Source organism: Pseudomonas sp. GL-B-12 (assembly GCF_019955895.1).
Classification (GTDB): Bacteria; Pseudomonadota; Gammaproteobacteria; order Pseudomonadales; family Pseudomonadaceae; genus Aquipseudomonas.
In genome coordinates, this window is sequence record NZ_JAHBCX010000077.1 from 144,433 (window position 1) to 163,315 (window position 18,883).

Sequence of the window (18,883 nt, forward strand, 5' to 3'; positions counted from 1 at the left end):
ACCTCCATGGCTAGACTGGCCCTACGCGATTCCCCGCTTTCTTCTCTTCGAGGACATAACAATGAGCATGACGTTTTCCGGCCAGGTAGTTGTGGTGACGGGCGGGGCGGCCGGTATTGGCCGCGCGACCGCCCAGGCATTTGCCGCCGAGGGCCTGAAGGTAGTGGTGGCCGATATGAACGTGGCGGGCGGCGAGGGCACGGTGGCGCTGATTCGTACCGCCGGTGGCGAAGCGACCTTCGTGCGCTGCAACGTTACCCTGGAAAGCGAGGTAAAAAATCTGATGGAGGAGGTGATCAATACTTACGGTCGCCTCGACTATGCCTTCAACAATGCTGGCATCGAAATCGAGAAAGGCAAACTGGCCGAAGGCACGCTCGACGAGTTCGACGCGATCATGGGCGTCAACGTCAAAGGTGTCTGGCTGTGCATGAAATACCAGTTGCCGCTGCTGCTGGCGCAAGGGGGCGGCGCGATCGTCAATACGGCATCGGTGGCCGGCCTCGGGGCCGCGCCGAAAATGAGCATCTACGCAGCCTCTAAACATGCGGTGATCGGCCTGACCAAGTCGGCGGCCATTGAATACGCCAAGAAGAAGATCCGGGTCAACGCCGTGTGCCCGGCGGTGATCGACACGGATATGTTCCGTCGCGCTTATGAGGCCGACCCGAAAAAAGGCGAGTTCGCCAACGCCATGCATCCGGTTGGTCGCATCGGCAAGGTTGAAGAGATCGCCAGCGCGGTGCTGTACCTGTGCAGCGATGGCGCGGCGTTCACTACGGGGCACTCATTGGCCGTGGACGGTGGCGTCACCGCGTTTTAAAACGACGCACCGCCGCTCCCACAGGTTTTTTGGTTCCACAAAGGGACCGGGCAATGTGTTTCAAATGATTAGAACAAAGGGTTTTAGCGGCGTTGTCGCACATGTCTTCGAACACTCCTGTGATTAACTGCTTCTCGCAAAATCAACAGGAGTTTGCTTGCTCATGGAATTGAGAATCGACCGACAGGCGCTGGTGCCCGTCGTACAGCAAATTGTTGACGCGCTGACCTGCTGGCTTCATTCCAGCGGGGTATCGCCCGGTACGCGCCTGCCCTCGGTGCGACAGATCGCGCGGATCAATTTGCTCAGTCAGTTAAGTGTCGCTCAGGCCTGCGAACGCCTGGTGACGCAGGGGATGCTGGTGTCAGGCAATGGGGCCGGCTATACGGTTGCCGACCCGGCCTTGGCCGCGGGTGCAAAGCATGAACCGGCGTGGTTCGAGGGTGCTGAGCCCGAGTACGGGCCCTGTTCTAGTGAGTTGAGGCTGGGCTGTGGCGGGCTGCCTGAAAGCTGGCGCGAGACCGACGATCTGATTTACGCGATTCGGCAAGTCAGTCGTACCGATACGGCCAGCCTGTTCAACTACAGCACGCCGCTGGGTTTGCCGGCCTTGCGACAACAGATACTCAAGCGCCTCAGGCAACTGGATATCCCGGTGCAGGACAACCGGATCATGACCACGGCGGGTGCCAGTCAGGGGCTCGACCTGATTGTGCGGACACTGTTCAAGGCCGGTGATTGTGTGGTCGTGGAGAGTCCCGGTTATCCGGTACTGTTCGATCTGCTCAGGCTGCACGGCATCCACATGGTCGAGGTGCCGCGAACACCGCGCGGGCCGGACGTTGAAGTGCTCGAATCGGTGCTGGTCAAACACCGGCCTCAAGGGCTGCTCATCAATAGCTTTTATCACAACCCGACCGGCAGCAGCCTTGCACCGGTGGTGGCGCGCCGCGTGCTGCAACTGGCCAGGACCTTTGGCGTGCAGGTGATCGAAGACGACGTTTATGCGGATCTGCACAGCGGTTCCGGTATGCGACTGGCTGCGCTGGACGACAACGTGATCTACGTGGGCAGCTACTCCAAGACCCTCAGCAGTTCCTTGCGGGTCGGTTTCGTAGTGGCCGGTTCCGAGGTCATTACGCGTCTGGCCGAGGTCAAAATGATCAGTGGCATAGGCGCCTCACGATTTTGCGAGTCGGTGCTGGCCTGCCTGTTGGCTAACGGTGCCTACGGCAAACTGGTGCAGCGTCAGCGCCAACGCTTGAACAGCGGCCGGCTGGCGGTGTTGCAATGGCTCGAAGATGCGGAATGGGAGGTTTTCGGCAAGCCGACGGGGGGCCTGTTCATCTGGGCGCGATCACCAATGTCCGACTTCGATCAGGTGCGGACCCAGGCACGGCGTCTGGGTGTACTGCTGTCATCGAAGACTGCCTTCAACCCCTCGGGTGAGACCAGTGACTGGCAGCGTATCAACGTGGCTTATGCCTGCGACCCGCGGGCCCGTGCGCTCTTTCAGGCCACTGCCCGGGATCGACCTCAAGCGTTCTGAAAACGACGTTGGTGTAGCTTTTTGCCATTATTCAGGCGCCAGAGCCTTGTGTTGCTACTGGCCCGTTGCGAGTCTTCGTCTACAGACTTTGGCAGGGGACTAAGTGCAATGAATTCGGCCGTGCAAGGACGTTTTGCCAACCTCGGTATGGCGAAAAAACTGGGTATCGGGTTTGTCCTGGTGTTGTTGTTGACGGCGCTGGTGGCGGGGATTGGCGTTTGGTCCCTGCAAACCATCAGCCAGCGCTTCGACGGGCTCAAGCAAATGTCATCGCTCAACAGCGGTTTGCTCAAGGTGCGGCTACTGGAGCAGGAATACGCCTTGCACGGCAATCCGAAAACCGTCGATGCCCTGCACGAGGGCGTCGATGGCCTGATCGCTCTGGCCGGCCAGCTCAAGGCCGCGTCTGCGGCCAACGTGCCGGTGATGAACGATGTCGAACAGTCCCTGGGGGCCTATCGCAAGGCCTTCGACGAGTTTGTCTCGCTCACCCAGGCCAAGGACCTGGCGCTGGAAATGGCCAGTTGGTCGGTGTCCAGCGTGGCCAATAATCTTGATGTATTGCAATCCGGGCTCGCCGATGACGGCGCCTATACGCTGAAAGATTCCGAAGGCAAGGACGGTGCGCAATTCATCGAGCAGGCCAGTCAGGTCAGTCAGGTTTCACGCTTGATGCTGCAAGCCATGAATGAAGCACGCGTGCGTCTGGATCAAAGCCGCAAAGGCGACGACAGCGCGGGGCAGGGCAAGATCGAACAGGCCAGCCAGGCACTGGCCCAGGCCGAGCAGCTCAAGACCACGGTCAAGGATGAGGGTTACCAGACCGTCCTCAATGAGGTGATGGGCCATATCGCCAGTTTCAGTGACAAGCTCACCGAGTACACCGGCCTGCTGGAGCAGGAAAAAACCGTCTATCAACAATTGCATCAACGTGCTGCCCAAGTGGTCGAGCGGGTGGATCAGGCTTATGGCGCTGAAGACCAGGCGATGCAGGCTGAACTGAAAAAGAACTCGCTGTTGATCATTGGCTCCTCGGCCCTGGCCTTGCTGGTTGGGCTGGTTGCCGCGTGGTTCATCACCCGGTTGATCGTGGCACCGCTGCGTAGCGTGATTCAGGTAGCGCAGCAGATTGCCTCGGGGGATTTGAGTGCGACCATTGACGTGACCCGCCGTGACGAAATCGGCCAGTTGATGCAGGCAATGCAGCAAATGGGCGCGGGACTCAGCCATATCGTCAGCGGCTTGCAGTCGGGTATCGAGCAGTTGGCGACTTCCGCCCAATCGCTGTCGGCGGTGACTGAACAGACTAACCTCGAAGTCAGCACACAGAAAGAGGAAACCGAACAGGTCGCCACCGCAATGAATCAGATGACGGCCACGGTGCATGATGTCGCGCGCAATGCGGAAGAAGCGGCCCAGGCCGCGCAAACGGCTGACGGCAAGGTTGAAAACGGTCAGCAGGTGGTGCGCCAGAGCATGGCGCGGATCGAGCAGTTGGCGGACTCGGCCACCTCGGCCAGTTCGAGTATCGAAAGCCTGAGCGCGGAAATCCAGAACATCGGCACGGTGTTGAGTGTGATCAAAAGCGTGGCGGAGCAAACCAACCTGCTGGCATTGAACGCGGCGATCGAGGCGGCCCGGGCCGGTGAGCAGGGCAGGGGCTTTGCCGTGGTGGCCGATGAAGTGCGTGCGTTGGCCAAGCGAACCCAGCAATCGACCGAGGAAATCGAACGCCTGGTCAGCGCCTTGCGCTTGGCGGCGCAGTCGTCGGTGCAGCAGATCCAGAGCAGTGGCGAGTTGGTGAAGCTGGCGGTTAGCGATGCCTTGCAGACCGAGAGTGCGCTGGGGAGCATTGCCGCGGCGGTATCCTTGATCCAGCAGATGAACCAGCAGATAGCCGCGGCAGCCGAGGAACAGAGCTCGGTGGCCGAGGAGATCAACCGCAGTGTCACCAGTATTCGCGCCAGTGCCGATCAGTCATCGCTGGCGATGCAGGGGAATGCCGCGTCCAGTGTCCAGTTGGCGCAACTGGGGGTTGAACTGAAGGGGATGGTGGGGCATTTCAGGCTTTGAAATGATCATCGGGCAGACCAAAAAAAGCCACCTCTCGGTGGCTTTTCTGTTTTCGCTGATCAGTCGTAGATCACTTTTTTCTTCCAGTCCGCATCGGCCTCGACGTCCTTAAGGCCTTCGGTCAACTGGTTGACCTCGCCTTCGACCGGCGCGATGCGATCCATGACCTGGTCGTTGGCGCGGGCCAGGAGTTTTTCCAGGTATTCCAGTTGCTCGGCGTAGACCTGTGGTTCCTGTTGTTTGCGCAGGTATTGCACGCCGCGCTCGAATGCCAGGCGAGCCTGCCCGGGCTGGTTCTGTTGCAGGGAATGCTGGCCGAGGTTGTTGAAGAACTCGATGTGCAGCAGCACGAGGATGTGGCGCACTTCACGAATCCAGCGTTTGGCTTCGTTGGGTGGCAAGAAGCCGTCCTGTGCCGCGCGGGTAATCTGGCCGTGCAGGGCTTCGAGCAGGAAGCGTACATCCTTGGCCTTGGCTTCGGTCTGGATCGGTGCTGGCGGATTGTTGACCGGGATGGATTCACCCTGGCCGACAAGGGCCTCCAGTTCGGCGATCCGAGCCTTGAGGTTGGCGCTGGATTTTTCCAGGTTAAGCAGGCGCTGGCAGACGTTCAGTTCCAGGCGGGCCAACAGCAGCTTGATTGCCGGGGTCATCAGTTGGCCGGGGAACGTCTCGGTGATTTCGCCGCAGCGTCGCAGGCGATCATTGAGCTCAATCTTGGTACGGGCCTTTTCCAGCTTGTTGTTTTCCACCACATGGTTCATGTAGCCAATGGCGATCAACAGGGCGATCCCGGCTACGACTAGCAGGGTGATCATGAGTGGCGTCACCGGTAAGACCTCTTTATAGGTTACGCATGCGAGTCTGGTTGCTTGGCATTTGAGCGCCCAGGCCCGCACGACGGGTTGGATCGGACATGCTTGTGCTTATATCGGCCGCAGCCCCGTTTCTATGAATGATGGCACTCGATGCGCAGATGGCCATCATTGGGTGGACTATAACGTCTTGGCGGGTGCCAGAATATAAGCGTCAAACGCTGGGCAGCGGAAAACCGCAACGGCTCCCAAAAGCAGGGTGAAGTCATTGATTTAAATAAATTTATATCAGGGGGTTGACGACCTCTCAATCCATCCATAGAATGCGCGCCACTTGCAGCGTAAAGCACACAGCGAAACGAAGCAGGGAGTGAATGTAGTATGTGTGTCCCCTTCGTCTAGTGGCCTAGGACACCGCCCTTTCACGGCGGTAACAGGGGTTCGAGTCCCCTAGGGGACGCCAATGCGGGAATAGCTCAGTTGGTAGAGCACGACCTTGCCAAGGTCGGGGTCGCGAGTTCGAGTCTCGTTTCCCGCTCCAATTTTAAACAGCGTTGCTTTCGGGCAGGGCTGAGTGAAACCAGAACCAAGTCTTCGGATGCGGCTCTGGGCACCGAAACACACACCATGTGTTCCGGGTAGCGTGTCCCCTTCGTCTAGTGGCCTAGGACACCGCCCTTTCACGGCGGTAACAGGGGTTCGAGTCCCCTAGGGGACGCCATTTGCGGGAATAGCTCAGTTGGTAGAGCACGACCTTGCCAAGGTCGGGGTCGCGAGTTCGAGTCTCGTTTCCCGCTCCATATTTAACGAAAACGCCGCTCATTGAGCGGCGTTTTTGTGTGCGCGTAAAAAACCGGATCAACTGCTGAGGCTTTGGACCAGGCTTTCGAGCGCTTCAATGGTTTTTTCATCCTGCACCGGTTGTGTAGCGGCAGCCGCTTTGAGCTGGCGTGCCAGGCGGTATTCGCTGGGCGTGCAGTTGGCGAACTGCTTGAAGGCACGAGCGAAGTAGGACGGATCCTTGAAGCCGGCCTCATAGCCGATGCTGGTAATCGGCATCTGGCTGTTGTCGAGCAGTTCCTTGGCGAAATTCATGCGCTTGTCCAGAATGTAATCCGTGAAGCCAAGCCCATTGGCTTCCTTGAACAGGCGGCTGAAGCGAAATGTCGTCATGCCGCAGCGTTGTGCCAATTCCCTCTGATCGATGCTGTCACGAAAGTGCTGTTCGATGTACAGCATCACATTGCTCAGCGCTTGGTGTTTTTGGTGTCCTGAGGTCCGCCGGATGCTGTCCGGCAGGGTCGGGGAGTGGTCGATTTGCGATGACTTGCCCCGGCCGTTGGCATTTCGGCGCAGCTCGCAGAGCTGCACCACCGCCGTCAGGTAGCGATTCTTCTCGGTGGTCGATAGCGGGAGCACCATGTATTCCCAGACGCTGGAGCGCATGGCCCATACAGCCAGTTCCTCCGAGTGCTGCACGGTGAACATGGTGATTGGGATGCTGGGGGTGGTGCGTTTGATCTCCAGCAATAGCCGCAAGCCTGGAGTGTCGGGGCGATCAAAATGAATGCAGATCATGTCTGCCGGTTCCCCGATGGGCAACACGGAGTTTTTCGCCAGTCTGCAGTCGCAGGTACCCTCGAACTGCGCGACGAGTTCTTTCGTGGACCGATCATGAGTCAGATCGAACCACAGGAGCGATGGCCTTTTGGTCAAGTTGGACGTCATGTCTCTACTCTGGGGTTCTTGGTGACTCACTTCGCTAGTATTGCCAATGTGCTATCACCCTGCAGATTTAATCCCGATAGGAAAGACGGTTTTTAGTTCTATTCGCTCTATGGGTTGCCTGGAAGGCAGCCCCGGGCGAGCGTTTGTTGGTGTGTTTTCGACAAACCGCGTTTAACCGCTTGTCGCTTGTGAATCAATGACAATTGCCTTTGCGTTTCAATGCCTTGTTTACCCCCTCCGTTACTTCTGCAAAGGCCAATGCTGCGTATTTGGCCGCCCCGCAAAAAAGTCCTAACGATGTGCAAAATCCTCCTAACGCCTATGCCTGCACCCTGACTAGGGTTGCATCAGGCAGCACAGAACGTACTGCCTCCGGAAAACAACTTTCGAGTGAGGTGGGCAAAATGATCATGCAAACAATCAAGGCTTCGGTAGTGAAGTTCGTCAAAGACGAAGATGGCCTGACCATTGTGGAATATGCGGTGGCCGGCGGGCTAATAACCCTGGCGGTTGCCACTGCGTTTACCTCCTTGGGCACCGCCATTTCCAAACAGCTCGGTTTACTAGCTACTTGTATGGCCGGTGGGGCGTGCAAGTAAGTCTATTCCCTGTGAGAGAGATGCAGCAGAAAAAACAACATTCGAGTGAGGTGGGCAAAATGATCATGCAAACGATCAAGGCTTCGCTAGTGAAGTTCGTCAAAGACGAAGATGGCCTGACCATTGTGGAATATGCGGTGGCCGGCGGGCTAATAACCCTGGCGGTTGCCACTGCGTTTACCACCTTGGGCGGCGCCATTACCACGCAGCTCGGTAGGCTAGCTACTTGTATGGTCTCCGGCGGGGCGTGCTAGTAAGTCTATTTCCAGTGGGAGGGATGCGGCGATGCCTATTGAGCAGATGTTTACATCAATTGTTCTGTTAGGGCTGCTAGGTATTGCGGTGGTGAGCGACCTTCGTCGCCACCGCATCCCCAACCTGCTGGTTCTTTTAGGACTTGTTTTGGGTTTGACCAGTCAGGCTTACGCCAGTGGAATTGAGGGGCTTGGTAATGCTGCGCTGGCCATGCTGATCGGCTTTGCAGTGTTTCTACCCATGTACGCCCTGGGCGGTATGGCCGCCGGGGACGTTAAGTTGATGGCCATGGTCGGATGTTTTTTTACACCGTATGACGCGTTGTGGACGGCGCTTTTCAGTCTGATGGCCGGTGGTTTGTGCGGTTTTTTGATCATCCTTTTTCGTGGCCAGCTGCCGCAAACCTTAGTGCGCTACTGGTTGATATTAAGGGCGCGAACCTACTTGGTTCCGGCGGCAGATGAAGTGGCCGGAAAGCCTTTCCCATACTCCGTTGCAATTTTGCTCGGAACCCTGGCCAGTGGCTATTGGCTGTTGATCGGCCCATAGCCCAGGAGGCTAGTCATGCACGTCATCGTCGAAAGTGATGCCTACCCCAGCGATCGGAGCGCGGTGCAACGCCTGGCTCCTCAGCCCTGCACTATCCGCGAAACTGGCCTGACCGACAGTTTTCTCGGAGAGTTGGTGTGCAAGCATTTGTTTGATGCCGGCGTGCTGGACATGTCGCGGCTGGTGGACCGTCTGGCGCTGACCGGCGCGGTACTTGAAGAGGTCCTGGCGTTTCTGCGCAAGGATGGCCGTGTCGAAGTGCTGGGCCAGGGGAGTCAAACGGGCGGGCAGATGCTGCGTTATGGCCTGACCGAACGTGGTCGCAGTGCCGCCCGCGATGCCCTGTCGCGCAGTGGCTATATCGGTGCGGCCCCCTTCCCGGTGAGTACCTACCGGTCTCTGATCAAACTGCAGACCATTCACCATGGTCGCATCAACGCCAACGATATGCACAATGCCCTGGCTGGCGTAGTGCTCACGGAGGAGATGCTCGATCAGTTGGGTGTGGCGATGAACTCCGGGCGCGCGATCATGATTTATGGCCCCGCGGGTACCGGCAAGACCTATGTCAGCAGTCGGCTGATCCGTCTGTTCGCCGAGGCCATCTGGGTGCCTTATGCCATCGTCATCAACGAGTCGGTGATCGAGATCTATGACCCGCAGGTGCATCAGCGGCTCGATGATAACGTTCAACAGAACAATCTGATGCTCAACGAAGGGATCGACCGTCGACTGCTGCGCTGCAAACGCCCGATCGTCATCACGGGCGGTGAGTTGAGCATGGAGCAACTGGACGTTCGCTATGACCCCTTCACCCGTCAATACCAGGCCGCCTTGCAGCTCAAGGCCAGCAATGGCCTGTTCATCATCGACGACATGGGGCGCCAGCGCATGGCACCCGCCGAGCTGTTCAATCGCTGGATCGTCCCGATGGAAGAGAAACGCGATTTCCTCAACCTGGGCGGCGGTCGGCATTGCGAGCTGCCGTTCGATCTGATTCTGGTGTTTTCCACCAACCTCAATCCCCTGGAACTGGCCGATGAGGCCTTCCTGCGCCGGATTGGCTACAAGCTGCAGTTCGGTTACCTGAAGCCCGAGCAGTACGAAAAGATCTGGCGTATGGAAAGCGAGCGCCTGGGCATTTCCTATGACCCGCTGCTGGTGCGTTATGCGCTGCAAAGGCTTTATGCAAGTGAAGGCATGCCCCTGGTGCCCTGCCATCCCCGCGATCTCCTGAACATGGCGCTCGATCGCCAGCGTTATATCGGCGGTTCCGGACCACTGTCACCGAAAGAGTTGGAATGGGCCTGGCACAACTACTTCGTCCAGCTCGACTTTCTTTGATACGGAGATACTGACATGAGCTCTCGTACGCTTACCCTGATAGGCGTTTCTCTGGCCATGGGCCTTGGGGCTGCATGGATGGCCGATTCCTGGCTGAGCGCGCGGCTCAATGCCAGCCCGGATGACCACCTGCGAAGCGTGGTGGTCGCCACGGTAGAGATTCCATTCGGGCAGATGGTCGAGGCCCAGCAGCTCACGACCGTACGCATGCCCATGGATACGATCCCGGACGATGCCTTCGATGCCAGCGAAAAAGCCGTGGGCAAGATCGCAACGTTCGACATTCTGCGGGGCGACATCGTGCGCGGTGCGCGTCTGAGCGAGCACCTGGGGGGCAGCACCCTGGCCTCTTTGATTGCGCCTGACAAACGCGCCATATCGGTACGCGTGGACGATGTGGTCGGCGTCGGCGGATTCCTGTTGCCGGGTAACCGGGTCGATGTACTGGCGACCAAAACCACCAATGCCGGCAGTAACAGCGCCTCCTCCAGGACCATCCTCGAGAACTTGCGGGTGTTGGCGGTAGATCAGACCGCGGGTACCGACAAGACCCAACCGGTCGTGGTGCGCGCAGTGACGCTGGAGATGTCGGCGGCTGAAGCGGAAACCCTGGTCACGGCGCAGACGGAAGGCAAGTTGCAACTGGCGCTGCGTAACCCACTGAACCTCGAGAAGAAAACCGCAGCCGTTGCGCTTGCCGCACCGGCCATGGCGGTGGCTACCGCCACAGAGCCAAAGCGCGTAGTGCCACGTGGTAATGGAGAGGGTGGCAGAGCCGTCACCATTATCCGCGGGATCGAGGCCAATGTAGTCAAAATTCGCTGACAGGGTACAACACGTGCCTGGGCACCACGGTATTGGCGGAGTCGATCCGGATCGGTATCGGCAATCGAGGGCTTGATGATGAATCTTCGTATTCAGCGGCCGTTCACTTCGACGCCAAGGCGCCAGGAAGGATCGGTGAGTGTATTGATGGTGATCGCGTTGGCGGCGATGGCCATGATGGCGGCGTTGGCTTTGGACGGCGGGCATATGATGCTGAACAAAACGCGCTTGCAGAATGTGGTGGACGCCGCCGCCCTGAGTGGCGCCAAAACCCTGAGTCAGGTGGAGGGTGGTATCAACAGTGTTACCGCGGCTAACGCAACACGCACCGCCGCGCTCAATACGCTGATACAAAATGCCAATGCCACGGGCAACAACGAATTGGCCACAGCGGTCGGCGGCAACGCCGGTGCATTTGCAGTGGTGGAACTGGCAAGCAGCGTCTATGGCCCGTTCGCCTTTCCCGGGCCGACGGATGCCAAGTACGTTCGGGTATCGGTACCGAGCTATAACCTGACGGGATTTTTCTGGAACTTCGCCCAGGCATTCGGCCCTGGTGGCCTGGGAACCAAAGCGGTGGCGGCGATTGCCACCGCAGGCCCCAGCCCTACCAACCCCTGCGATCTCGCGCCTCTGATGGTCTGTGGCGACCCGACTCAATACAACCCGGGCGCCGGCATGTTCTGGGGCTTCCAGTTTGGTGATTTGCAGGTATTGAAGACGGCTGCCGGCAATTCGTCTCCCCTTGAGTCTGGCAACTTTCAGTTGATCGATTTTGGCTCGGGCGGCAGTCAGGTCAAGGAGGATCTGGCCGGAGGTGGCAAGGTCTGTCGCGATGTGGGGCAAAATGTCCAGACCGCCCCTGGCAACAAGGTCGGCCCTACCTCTCAAGGCCTGAATACGCGCTTCGGCATCTATCAGGGGCAGGTCAGTGCCTCGGCCTATCCGCCGGATCTGGTGACGACGTCCAGCACCCCCGCGATCACTTATGACGACTCAGTCACCCCTCCACAAAAGATGTACCAGGGGCAAGCCGTCACCTCGAGCAACGGCAATCTCACGGCGGGCAGCAACTCGATACTGGACTACAACGACTGGCGTGCGAGCGTTGCCGCGTGTGTGGCGGGGGGGAGTGGTTGTCAGGGCAATGGGGTGTTCGAGCGCCGGATGCTGAAAGTCGTGGTGGGCAACTGCACCGGCAAACAGGGCGGTTCAACCTCGGTCCCCGTCCTCGGTTTTGGTTGCTATTTCGTGGTGCAACCCATGGATGGCGGCGGCACGGATTCGCAGATCTTCGGTCAGTTCGTGAAGACGTGCGAAGGCGACAACGTGGCCGGCCCCTCACCGTCAACCTCTTCCGGCCCGCAGATCATTCAGCTCTACAAAACCTATCTCAACGGCAGCGGCACTCCGAGCACTGACTCGTAGGAGGCGTCATGAGACTTCACGGATTTAAACATCGGCAGCGCCAGCAAGGCCTGGCCATTGTGGAATTCACCCTGGTCCTGCCGGTGTTGCTGCTGCTGTTGCTGGCCTTCGGTGAGTTCGGCCGCATGCTCTATCAGTACAACCTGCTGCTGCAGGCCAGCCGCGATGCCGACCGTTTCGTCGCCAGTCAGGCCTGGGACTCGACGCTTGGCAAGGTCGCTCTAAGCCCTACGCTGCAGGCCCAGACGAAAAACGTTGCGGTGTTTGGCGTGCCTGTCGACACCGGGGTTGCTGTGGTGTCAGACCTGACAATTGGCAACGTGGACGTCGCCGCAGTGGGCATCGACCATGTGCGGGTCACCATCACTTACACGTTCTGCCCGGTGATTGGCGGTGGCAAATGCGCCGGATCGATTCCCGGCTTTTTTGGTAATCAGATTGCGCTGAGCATTCCGCTGGTCGCCACTACCGTGATGAGGGCCCTGTGATGAACAGAAAAAACATGCATGGCACCTATACGGTGGAGTTCGCCTTCATTGGTCTGCTGGTGTTCACGCTGTTGTTCGGCGTGGTGGAAATAGGCCGCCTGTACTTCACGGTGAATGCGCTGGATGAAGCCGTGCGCCGCGGTACGCGCCTGGCGGCGGTGTGCAATATCAGTGATCCGGTGGTGTTGCGGCGGGCTATCTTCAATGCTGCGACCGACGCAGGTAATAGCCAGCTGATCGGCGATCTGGCCACCACCCACCTGACGTTGACCTATCTGGACGTGAACGGTGCGCTGGTGGCCAACCCCTCTGACTTGGTCAGCGTCAATGGTTTTCGTGCCATCCGCTATGTCCGGTTGAGTCTGCAGAACTTCGTTTTCAATCTGTTCATTCCCGGGATCGGCGTGCCCATTACCTTGCCTACATTCAGGGCAACGTTGCCACGCGAAAGCCTCGGGCGTCATTCCGATTCCGGGGAGATCACGCCATGCTGAACACCAAGGACACTCCACTCTCCAGTTCGACCGGCAAGGCCGGGCTCAGGTTGCTGATCAGCAGCCGTGATGCCACGTCGTTGCGCGACCTGCAGAGCGTCTGCCAACGCATGCCCAGCCTGGAGGTGAGTACTCGGCTGGTGAGCAACGGGCATGTCGACCCGCTCTACGGCCTGGACCGGATGCCCGATCTGTTGCTGTTGCGCGTCAGCCACCTGTGGCGCGAGGAGCTGGCGGCCCTGTTGCAGCGCCCGGCCCATGAGCGTCCGCCGATGTTGGTGTGCGGGCTGCTGAGCGAACAGGAAGCCATGCGCCTGGCGATGCAGGCCGGCGCCCGTGACGTGCTGCCGGAGCCCGTCGCCGAGACAGAACTGGTCGCCGCCTTGAATCGGCTGATCATGGAGGTTCGGACCGGCAGTGGGACAGAAGGGAAATTGATCGCCGTGATGAACGCCAAGGGCGGTTCCGGTGGAACCTTGCTGGCCTGCAACCTGGCTCAGCAGCTCAGCATGAAGGGTGGCAGTACCCTGTTGCTGGACATGGACCTGCAATTTGGCAGCGTGACGCATTACCTGGATGTGGCGCTGGCGCACAGCCATCTGGAGGTGTTGCATCAGATCGACGGCATGGACAGCGTCGCGTTACGCGGTTTTTGCAGCCACTACAGTCCGACCTTGCATGTGCTGGGTGGCCGGGCCGGTGAGCTGTGTCTGCCGCAGGATGCTCAACCCGAGCAACTTGACACCCTGTTGCAGTTGGCCCGCGCCAGCTATGACTGGGTAGTGATCGATCTGCCGCGGCAAATCGACCACCTCACCGGCTCCGTGCTGGAACAGGTGGATCGGGTGTACGTGGTGGTGCAGCAGAGCGTCAGCCATCTGCGCGATGCCAGCTCCCTGGTGCGGATGCTTCGCGAAGACCTGGGTGTGCGTGGGGATCAACTGCAGATAGTGGTCAACCGCTATGACAAGTCGGCGGCGGTCAGCCTCAAAGATATCGGCGAAGCGCTGCGCTGCACGAACCTGGCGAAATTACCCAACGACTTCAACGTGGTCAGCCAGAGTCAGAACACTGGCGTGCCGTTGGGTCTGCATGCGCCGAAGGCGGCGATCACCGCTGCCCTGCGCAACGTTGCCGATGACCTGGTCGGCAACCAGGTGGCTGGAAAAAAAAGCGTGCTCAAACGCGCCTTCAACCGTTTTTTCGGGGGGTGACCCATGATCAGCGACTTTCGTAACCGCTTGCGCAAACAGGCCGGTAAATCCGCTCCATCGCAGGCTAACCAGCCGGGTGACGACCAGCTGGATCCGGCAGAGGAAGTAATGGCGTGGGAACGTGCAACGCCGGACGTTCTTTACGAAACCAAAAGTCAGGTCACCCCGGTGGAGGCCGAATGGCGAGAAAGGATTTACCAGCAGTTGCTCAAGGTCATGGACCTGTCCTTGCTGGACTCCCTTGAACAGGCTGAGGCTACGCGACAGATTCGCGATATTTGCCAGCGCCTGCTCGATGAGCACTCGGCACCGGTGAGTACTTCCAGCCGCCAGTTGATCATCAAGCAGATCACCGACGAGGTGCTCGGTCTGGGGCCTCTGGAACCGCTGCTGGCCGATCACAGTGTGTCCGACATTTTGGTCAACCGGCATGACTCAGTGTATGTCGAGCGCTTCGGCAAGCTGCAACGCACCGATGTGCGTTTTCGCGATGATCGGCATTTGTTGAACATCATTGACCGCATCGTTTCCAGCCTGGGTCGGCGTATCGACGAGTCTTCGCCGTTGGTGGATGCGCGGCTCAAGGACGGTTCGCGGGTCAACGCGATTATTCCGCCGCTGGCCATCGACGGCCCTAGCATGTCGATCCGGCGCTTTGCCGTGGACCTGCTCAATACCGACAGCCTGATCCAGGTGGGGGCGTTGACCCCGGCCATTGCCCTGCTGCTCAAGGCGATTGTCCGTGGGCGCTTGAACGTGCTGATTTCCGGCGGTACCGGTAGCGGCAAGACCACCATGCTCAATGTGCTGTCCAGTTTCATCCCGCACAACGAGCGGATCGTTACCATCGAAGACTCAGCCGAACTGCAGTTGCAACAGCCCCACGTGGTACGCCTGGAAACCCGGCCTTCGAATATCGAGGGGCGTGGCGAGGTGAGCCAGCGGGAGTTGGTGCGCAACAGCTTGCGGATGCGTCCGGACCGCATTGTGATCGGCGAAGTGCGCGGCGCCGAGGCGCTGGACATGCTGACTGCGATGAACACCGGTCACGACGGCTCGCTGACCACGATCCACGCCAACACCGCACGCGATGCATTGGGGCGAATCGAGAACATGGTGTCGATGACCGGGGCGACCTTTCCGATCAAGGCCATGCGCCAACAGATCGCTTCGGCCATCGGAGTGGTCATCCAGCTGGAACGCCAGGAGGACGGCAAGCGCCGCCTGGTCAGCGTGCAGGAGATCAACGGCATGGAGGGCGAGATCATCACCATGACCGAAATCTTCTCCTTCGTGCGCCATGGCATGGGCGAAAACGGCGAAGTACTCGGTGATTTTCGGCCCAGCGGCATGATCCCCGCCTTCCGCGATGTGCTGGCCAAGCGCGGTATCGAGTTGCCGCTGACGATGTTCAGGCCTGAGTGGATGGAGGCTCGGCAGTCATGAACCAGGTTCCTGGTGAATACATTCTGATGTTCCTCGGCATGGTGTTTATCGCCGTCTTCCTCCTGTCCCAAGGCGTGGCGGTGCCGGTATTCGGCGAGGCTGGCAAGATGCGCAAGCGCATCCGCGGCCGCCTGCACGTAATGGAGAAAGCCAATAATTTGCCCAATATGCAAACGGTATTGCGGCAGAAGTACCTGACGCGCTTGTCGCCCCTGGAGGCCAGGCTTGAGCAGCTGCCCTTTATGGAATCACTGACGCAAATGATTGAGCAGTCCGGGCACGAATACCGGGCCTATCGGGTATTGCTGCTCGGGCTGGTGCTGGGTGTCTGGGCGGGTATCTTGATCTGGATGGTTTGGTCAGTCTGGTGGATGGCGCTGGTGGCGGGTGTCGCGCTCTTCTGGTTACCCATACTGAAAATCTCTCGCGACCGTGGCAAGCGTTTCGCGGCGTTCGAGGAAGGCCTGCCGGATGCGCTGGATGCCATGTGCCGCGCTTTGCGCGCCGGGCACCCATTCAACGAAACCCTGCGTTTGGTGGCCGAGGAGCACAAGGGGCCGGTGGCTCATGAGTTTGGCCTGACCTTCTCCGATATCAACTATGGCAACGATGTGCGCCGGGCCATGCTCGGTCTGCTGGAGAGGATGCCGAGCATGACGGTGATGATGCTGGTGACCTCGATCCTGATCCATCGCGAGACCGGCGGCAATCTGACCGAGGTGCTGGAGCGTCTGAGTCGGCTGATTCGCGGGCGCTTCCGCTTTCAGCGCAAAGTCAAAACCCTGTCGGCGGAAGGGCGCATGTCGGCCTGGGTACTGGTGGCGATTCCCTTCGTGCTGGCGATCGCGATCATAGTCACCAGCCCCAAATACCTGCCTGTGCTGATTAATGATCCCCTAGGCCACAAGCTGATCATCGGGGCGTTCTGCGCCATGTTGATCGGGATTTTCTGGATACGCAAAATCATCCGGATTCAGGTTTGAGCAGTATTCGCTACCGGGAGGTACAGGTCATGGATTTTTTGCTCGGGTTGTTCAGTCGGGTCACGGGGAACGAGGAGATGGCGCGCCTGTTGTTCCTTGGTGCGATCGGTTTGAGTACGGGGCTTGTGGTCGTCGCCGTGATATTGCTGATGCAGGGTCTTCAGGACCCGGTGCAGCGTCGTCTGGCGCTGATCAAGCGTGGTCATTTAGGCAACACGACCGGGCAGGAAGCCCCGGGTAACCTGCAAATGTTGCTGGAGCGGGTCGGCCAGCGCTTTGCCTCAGCCGAATCGGCTCAGACTTCCGTCACGCAGACCCTGTTGATGCATGCGGGGTACCGTTCCTCGTCGGCGGTGCAGATGTACTGGGCAGTGCGCTTGATGTTGCCGCTGTTATTGATCGGTATTGCGTTGCTGTTGTTGCCGATGATTCCCAAGGTTTCCCTGATCATGGGGCTGCTGTTGGTGGTCTTGGTGGCCGGTATCGGATGGTTGCTGCCAGCACTGTATGTCGCCAAGCGCAAGCAGTTGCGACAAGGTCGGCTGCGTGCCGCGTTTCCGGATGCGCTGGATCTGATGGTGGTGTGCGTGGAGTCGGGCCTGGCCCTGCCCACGACCATTGAACGGGTGGCTGAGGAGATGTCGGTCAGTCAGGTCGAACTCGCTGAAGAACTGGCCCTGGTCAATGCGCAAATCCGCGCGGGCATTTCCAGTACCGAGGCGCTCAAGCAACTGGCCGTACGCACTGGCCTGGATGACGTACAAGGGCTGGTCAGCCTGTTGGCGCAGAGTATCCGCTTTGGTACCAGCGTGGCCGACACCTTGCGCATCTATGCCGATGAGTTCCGTGACCGACGTACGCAGGCCGCCGAAGAGCTGGGGGCGAAAGTCGGCACCAAGCTGATATTCCCGCTGATTTTCTGTCTATGGCCGAGCTTCTTTCTGGTCGCTATCGGCCCGGCCCTGATCGGGGTATTCAGAGTATTCGGTAAGTGAACAGGAGTGGCTTGCTGTCGAACAGGATTGCTGTACTGCATAAGAGCGGGGGTGGAGCAGACGAACGGAGTGCATTCACTCCAATCGATTGCTCCACCTTGTAGTATCTGGACTGTATTTTCCTGCACACGTGATTGAGCCTGGCTTTTTAGCCAGGCCACTCTCGACTAAGCCAGAGGCTGATCACCCATCGACTTGCCTCAGTTGCCGATGGTCATTTGTCCCGCTGTATCCTGGTCAAAATATTGCGGAATCGGGTAGTTGAAGCTATTCAGCCAGCGCTGCATGGCCAGGTCACGTTCGGTGGCTGAAGCGGTTTGCAGTTTAGTGGAGGCAACCACACCGCGTATCTGCAGCTGCAACCACTGTTCGGTGCCTTGTTGATACGGCGAGGAGGGGCCCGGCTCAATGGCCCAGGCAGTGGTGGACAGGCAAGCCATGCACACGATCAACAGCCTTTTGGTATTCATCTCGACTCCTCGTACGTTCTACTTGTTCGCACTGGTAGAGGCATCGGCTACCTCAGCCTTGCGATTGCCATCGGTAGCCACCACTTTTTTGGCGGAGGCCTTGAGTTTTTCCGCGCGGGTTTGAGCCTCTACGACTTGCTTGGGGCTCAAGTCGGCGCGGGTCACGAGGTCGGCAGCCGCCTTCCAGTTATCCTGGTAGATCAGCAGCGTCACCATATTGAGTGCCGCCAGTGTGTTTGCCTGCTTGAGTTCCATGGCGGTCATGAATTCAAAGCGTGCTTCAGGGATCCGTTGCTGATTGAGGTAGACGACCCCCAGGTCATTGCGCATCCTTTCGTCAGTGGGGGCCATCTTCACCGCACGCTCAAGGTGAGTGGCGGCGGTGGCGTTATCATTTCTGGCGGCGGCCAACTGGCCCAGGCCATGTTCCCCTTCAGCCGCCAGGCAGGTGCCGAGCAAGCTTTCGTACAACGGCTGCGCGTCGCCGCTACGCCCCATCAGGCGCAGCACCCGAGCCTTGCGCAGGCGAACCTGGACCAGGTTATCGGGCAATCCTTCCAGATTCGCCAGGCTGGCATACAAACGGCCTTCTTCGGCCATGCTGTCGGCCAGGTTCAGGGACAGTTCTTGCTCCGAACCGGGCTTGGCACAGCTGGCCGGTCGCGAAGACAGGCCATTGCTGGCACAACCTGCGAGCATTAGTGTCGCCGCTATTGCAATGACTGCTTTCATCGAAGGTCCCCTGGCGACAACACGTTGAACGCCTGGCCAATGGCAATACAGCTGGCCCGGCAAGCGTTCAAAG

At 59.0% G+C, this 18,883-nt stretch carries 19 protein-coding genes, 4 tRNA genes and 1 pseudogene; 20 read left to right on the forward strand and 4 right to left on the reverse strand.

Annotation, left to right across the window (positions count from 1 at the left end; genetic code table 11):
- Nucleotides 1-61 precede the first annotated feature (61 nt).
- The 4 genes and pseudogenes from KGA85_RS29205 to KGA85_RS31535 all read left to right on the forward strand — a co-directional run bounded on the left by KGA85_RS29205 (nt 62) and on the right by KGA85_RS31535 (nt 4,445).
- A complete protein-coding gene (locus KGA85_RS29205; RefSeq protein WP_223534344.1) occupies nt 62-823 on the forward strand; it encodes an SDR family oxidoreductase in 762 nt (253 codons plus the stop codon).
- A 163-nt stretch (nt 824-986) separates the two neighbouring features.
- Nucleotides 987-2,372, forward strand: a complete 1,386-nt coding sequence (locus KGA85_RS29210) for a PLP-dependent aminotransferase family protein (RefSeq protein ID WP_223543584.1) — start codon at nt 987-989, stop codon at nt 2,370-2,372.
- A gap of 987 nt (nt 2,373-3,359) precedes the next feature.
- Nucleotides 3,360-3,584, forward strand: a pseudogene (locus KGA85_RS31530) (HAMP domain-containing protein); the annotation flags it as partial.
- The gene (locus KGA85_RS31535; protein ID WP_411741669.1) at nt 3,582-4,445 is read left to right on the forward strand and encodes a methyl-accepting chemotaxis protein; all 864 of its coding nucleotides are present in this window, start codon (nt 3,582-3,584) and stop codon (nt 4,443-4,445) included. The pseudogene KGA85_RS31530 and the gene KGA85_RS31535, both read left to right, overlap by 3 nt.
- A 59-nt stretch (nt 4,446-4,504) precedes the next feature.
- Here the strand turns inward: KGA85_RS31535 and KGA85_RS29220 are convergent, their stop codons facing one another.
- Complete coding sequence (locus KGA85_RS29220) at nt 4,505-5,263, reverse strand: hypothetical protein (RefSeq protein WP_223534349.1); 759 nt, start codon at nt 5,261-5,263, stop codon at nt 4,505-4,507.
- 384 nt (nt 5,264-5,647) lie between these two features.
- Between KGA85_RS29220 and KGA85_RS29225 the strand changes: the two genes are divergently transcribed.
- From KGA85_RS29225 to KGA85_RS29240, 4 genes are all read left to right on the forward strand, one after another.
- Nucleotides 5,648-5,723: transfer RNA gene (locus KGA85_RS29225), tRNA-Glu, on the forward strand.
- Between the two features lie 2 nt (nt 5,724-5,725).
- Nucleotides 5,726-5,801, forward strand: a tRNA-Gly gene (locus KGA85_RS29230).
- A 104-nt stretch (nt 5,802-5,905) separates the two neighbouring features.
- Nucleotides 5,906-5,981, forward strand: a tRNA-Glu gene (locus KGA85_RS29235).
- A gap of 3 nt (nt 5,982-5,984) precedes the next feature.
- Nucleotides 5,985-6,060, forward strand: a tRNA-Gly gene (locus tag KGA85_RS29240).
- A gap of 58 nt (nt 6,061-6,118) precedes the next feature.
- Here KGA85_RS29240 and KGA85_RS29245 read toward each other — a convergent pair.
- Nucleotides 6,119-6,988, reverse strand: a complete 870-nt coding sequence (locus KGA85_RS29245; protein ID WP_223534350.1) for an AraC family transcriptional regulator — start codon at nt 6,986-6,988, stop codon at nt 6,119-6,121.
- A gap of 404 nt (nt 6,989-7,392) precedes the next feature.
- Between KGA85_RS29245 and KGA85_RS29250 the strand changes: the two genes are divergently transcribed.
- The 12 genes from KGA85_RS29250 (at nt 7,393) to KGA85_RS29305 (ending at nt 17,608) form a co-directional block, all read left to right on the forward strand.
- Nucleotides 7,393-7,587, forward strand: coding sequence for a Flp family type IVb pilin (locus KGA85_RS29250; RefSeq protein ID WP_057400386.1), 195 nt, complete (start codon nt 7,393-7,395; stop codon nt 7,585-7,587).
- A gap of 59 nt (nt 7,588-7,646) precedes the next feature.
- Nucleotides 7,647-7,841 carry a Flp family type IVb pilin gene (locus KGA85_RS29255; RefSeq protein WP_223533621.1) on the forward strand — a complete coding sequence of 65 codons (195 nt, stop codon included), beginning with the start codon at nt 7,647-7,649 and terminating at the stop codon, nt 7,839-7,841.
- A gap of 31 nt (nt 7,842-7,872) precedes the next feature.
- Nucleotides 7,873-8,391 (forward strand): prepilin peptidase, encoded by a 519-nt coding sequence (locus tag KGA85_RS29260; RefSeq protein WP_223533599.1) that lies wholly within the window; start codon nt 7,873-7,875, stop codon nt 8,389-8,391.
- A gap of 15 nt (nt 8,392-8,406) precedes the next feature.
- Nucleotides 8,407-9,735: an AAA family ATPase gene (locus tag KGA85_RS29265; RefSeq protein ID WP_223533600.1), complete on the forward strand. Its 1,329-nt coding sequence runs from the start codon at nt 8,407-8,409 to the stop codon at nt 9,733-9,735.
- Nucleotides 9,736-9,750: 15 nt separating this feature from the next.
- On the forward strand, nt 9,751-10,560 hold the full coding sequence (cpaB, locus tag KGA85_RS29270) for a Flp pilus assembly protein CpaB (protein WP_223533601.1): 810 nt from the start codon (nt 9,751-9,753) through the stop codon (nt 10,558-10,560).
- A gap of 75 nt (nt 10,561-10,635) precedes the next feature.
- Nucleotides 10,636-11,988, forward strand: a complete 1,353-nt coding sequence (locus KGA85_RS29275; protein WP_223533602.1) for a TadE/TadG family type IV pilus assembly protein — start codon at nt 10,636-10,638, stop codon at nt 11,986-11,988.
- 8 nt (nt 11,989-11,996) lie between these two features.
- Entirely contained in the window at nt 11,997-12,476 is a 480-nt protein-coding gene (locus tag KGA85_RS29280) for a TadE/TadG family type IV pilus assembly protein (protein WP_223533603.1), read from the forward strand.
- A complete protein-coding gene (locus tag KGA85_RS29285) occupies nt 12,476-12,970 on the forward strand; it encodes a TadE/TadG family type IV pilus assembly protein (RefSeq protein ID WP_223533604.1) in 495 nt (164 codons plus the stop codon). Before KGA85_RS29280 ends, KGA85_RS29285 begins: the two co-directional genes overlap by 1 nt.
- Nucleotides 12,964-14,184 carry an AAA family ATPase gene (locus KGA85_RS29290; RefSeq protein ID WP_223533605.1) on the forward strand — a complete coding sequence of 407 codons (1,221 nt, stop codon included), beginning with the start codon at nt 12,964-12,966 and terminating at the stop codon, nt 14,182-14,184. Before KGA85_RS29285 ends, KGA85_RS29290 begins: the two co-directional genes overlap by 7 nt.
- A gap of 3 nt (nt 14,185-14,187) precedes the next feature.
- Nucleotides 14,188-15,630 carry a CpaF family protein gene (locus tag KGA85_RS29295; protein ID WP_223533606.1) on the forward strand — a complete coding sequence of 481 codons (1,443 nt, stop codon included), beginning with the start codon at nt 14,188-14,190 and terminating at the stop codon, nt 15,628-15,630.
- Entirely contained in the window at nt 15,627-16,613 is a 987-nt protein-coding gene (locus KGA85_RS29300) for a type II secretion system F family protein (RefSeq protein WP_223533607.1), read from the forward strand. The genes KGA85_RS29295 and KGA85_RS29300 overlap by 4 nt, the downstream gene beginning before the upstream one ends.
- 29 nt (nt 16,614-16,642) lie before the next feature.
- Nucleotides 16,643-17,608, forward strand: coding sequence for a type II secretion system F family protein (locus tag KGA85_RS29305; RefSeq protein WP_223533608.1), 966 nt, complete (start codon nt 16,643-16,645; stop codon nt 17,606-17,608).
- A 200-nt stretch (nt 17,609-17,808) separates the two neighbouring features.
- On the opposite strand, the gene KGA85_RS29310 is transcribed toward KGA85_RS29305, so the two are convergent.
- Nucleotides 17,809-18,078: a DUF3613 domain-containing protein gene (locus tag KGA85_RS29310; protein WP_223533609.1), complete on the reverse strand. Its 270-nt coding sequence runs from the start codon at nt 18,076-18,078 to the stop codon at nt 17,809-17,811.
- Nucleotides 18,079-18,096: 18 nt separating this feature from the next.
- Nucleotides 18,097-18,810: a tetratricopeptide repeat protein gene (locus tag KGA85_RS29315; RefSeq protein ID WP_223543586.1), complete on the reverse strand. Its 714-nt coding sequence runs from the start codon at nt 18,808-18,810 to the stop codon at nt 18,097-18,099.
- Nucleotides 18,811-18,883 lie beyond the last annotated feature (73 nt).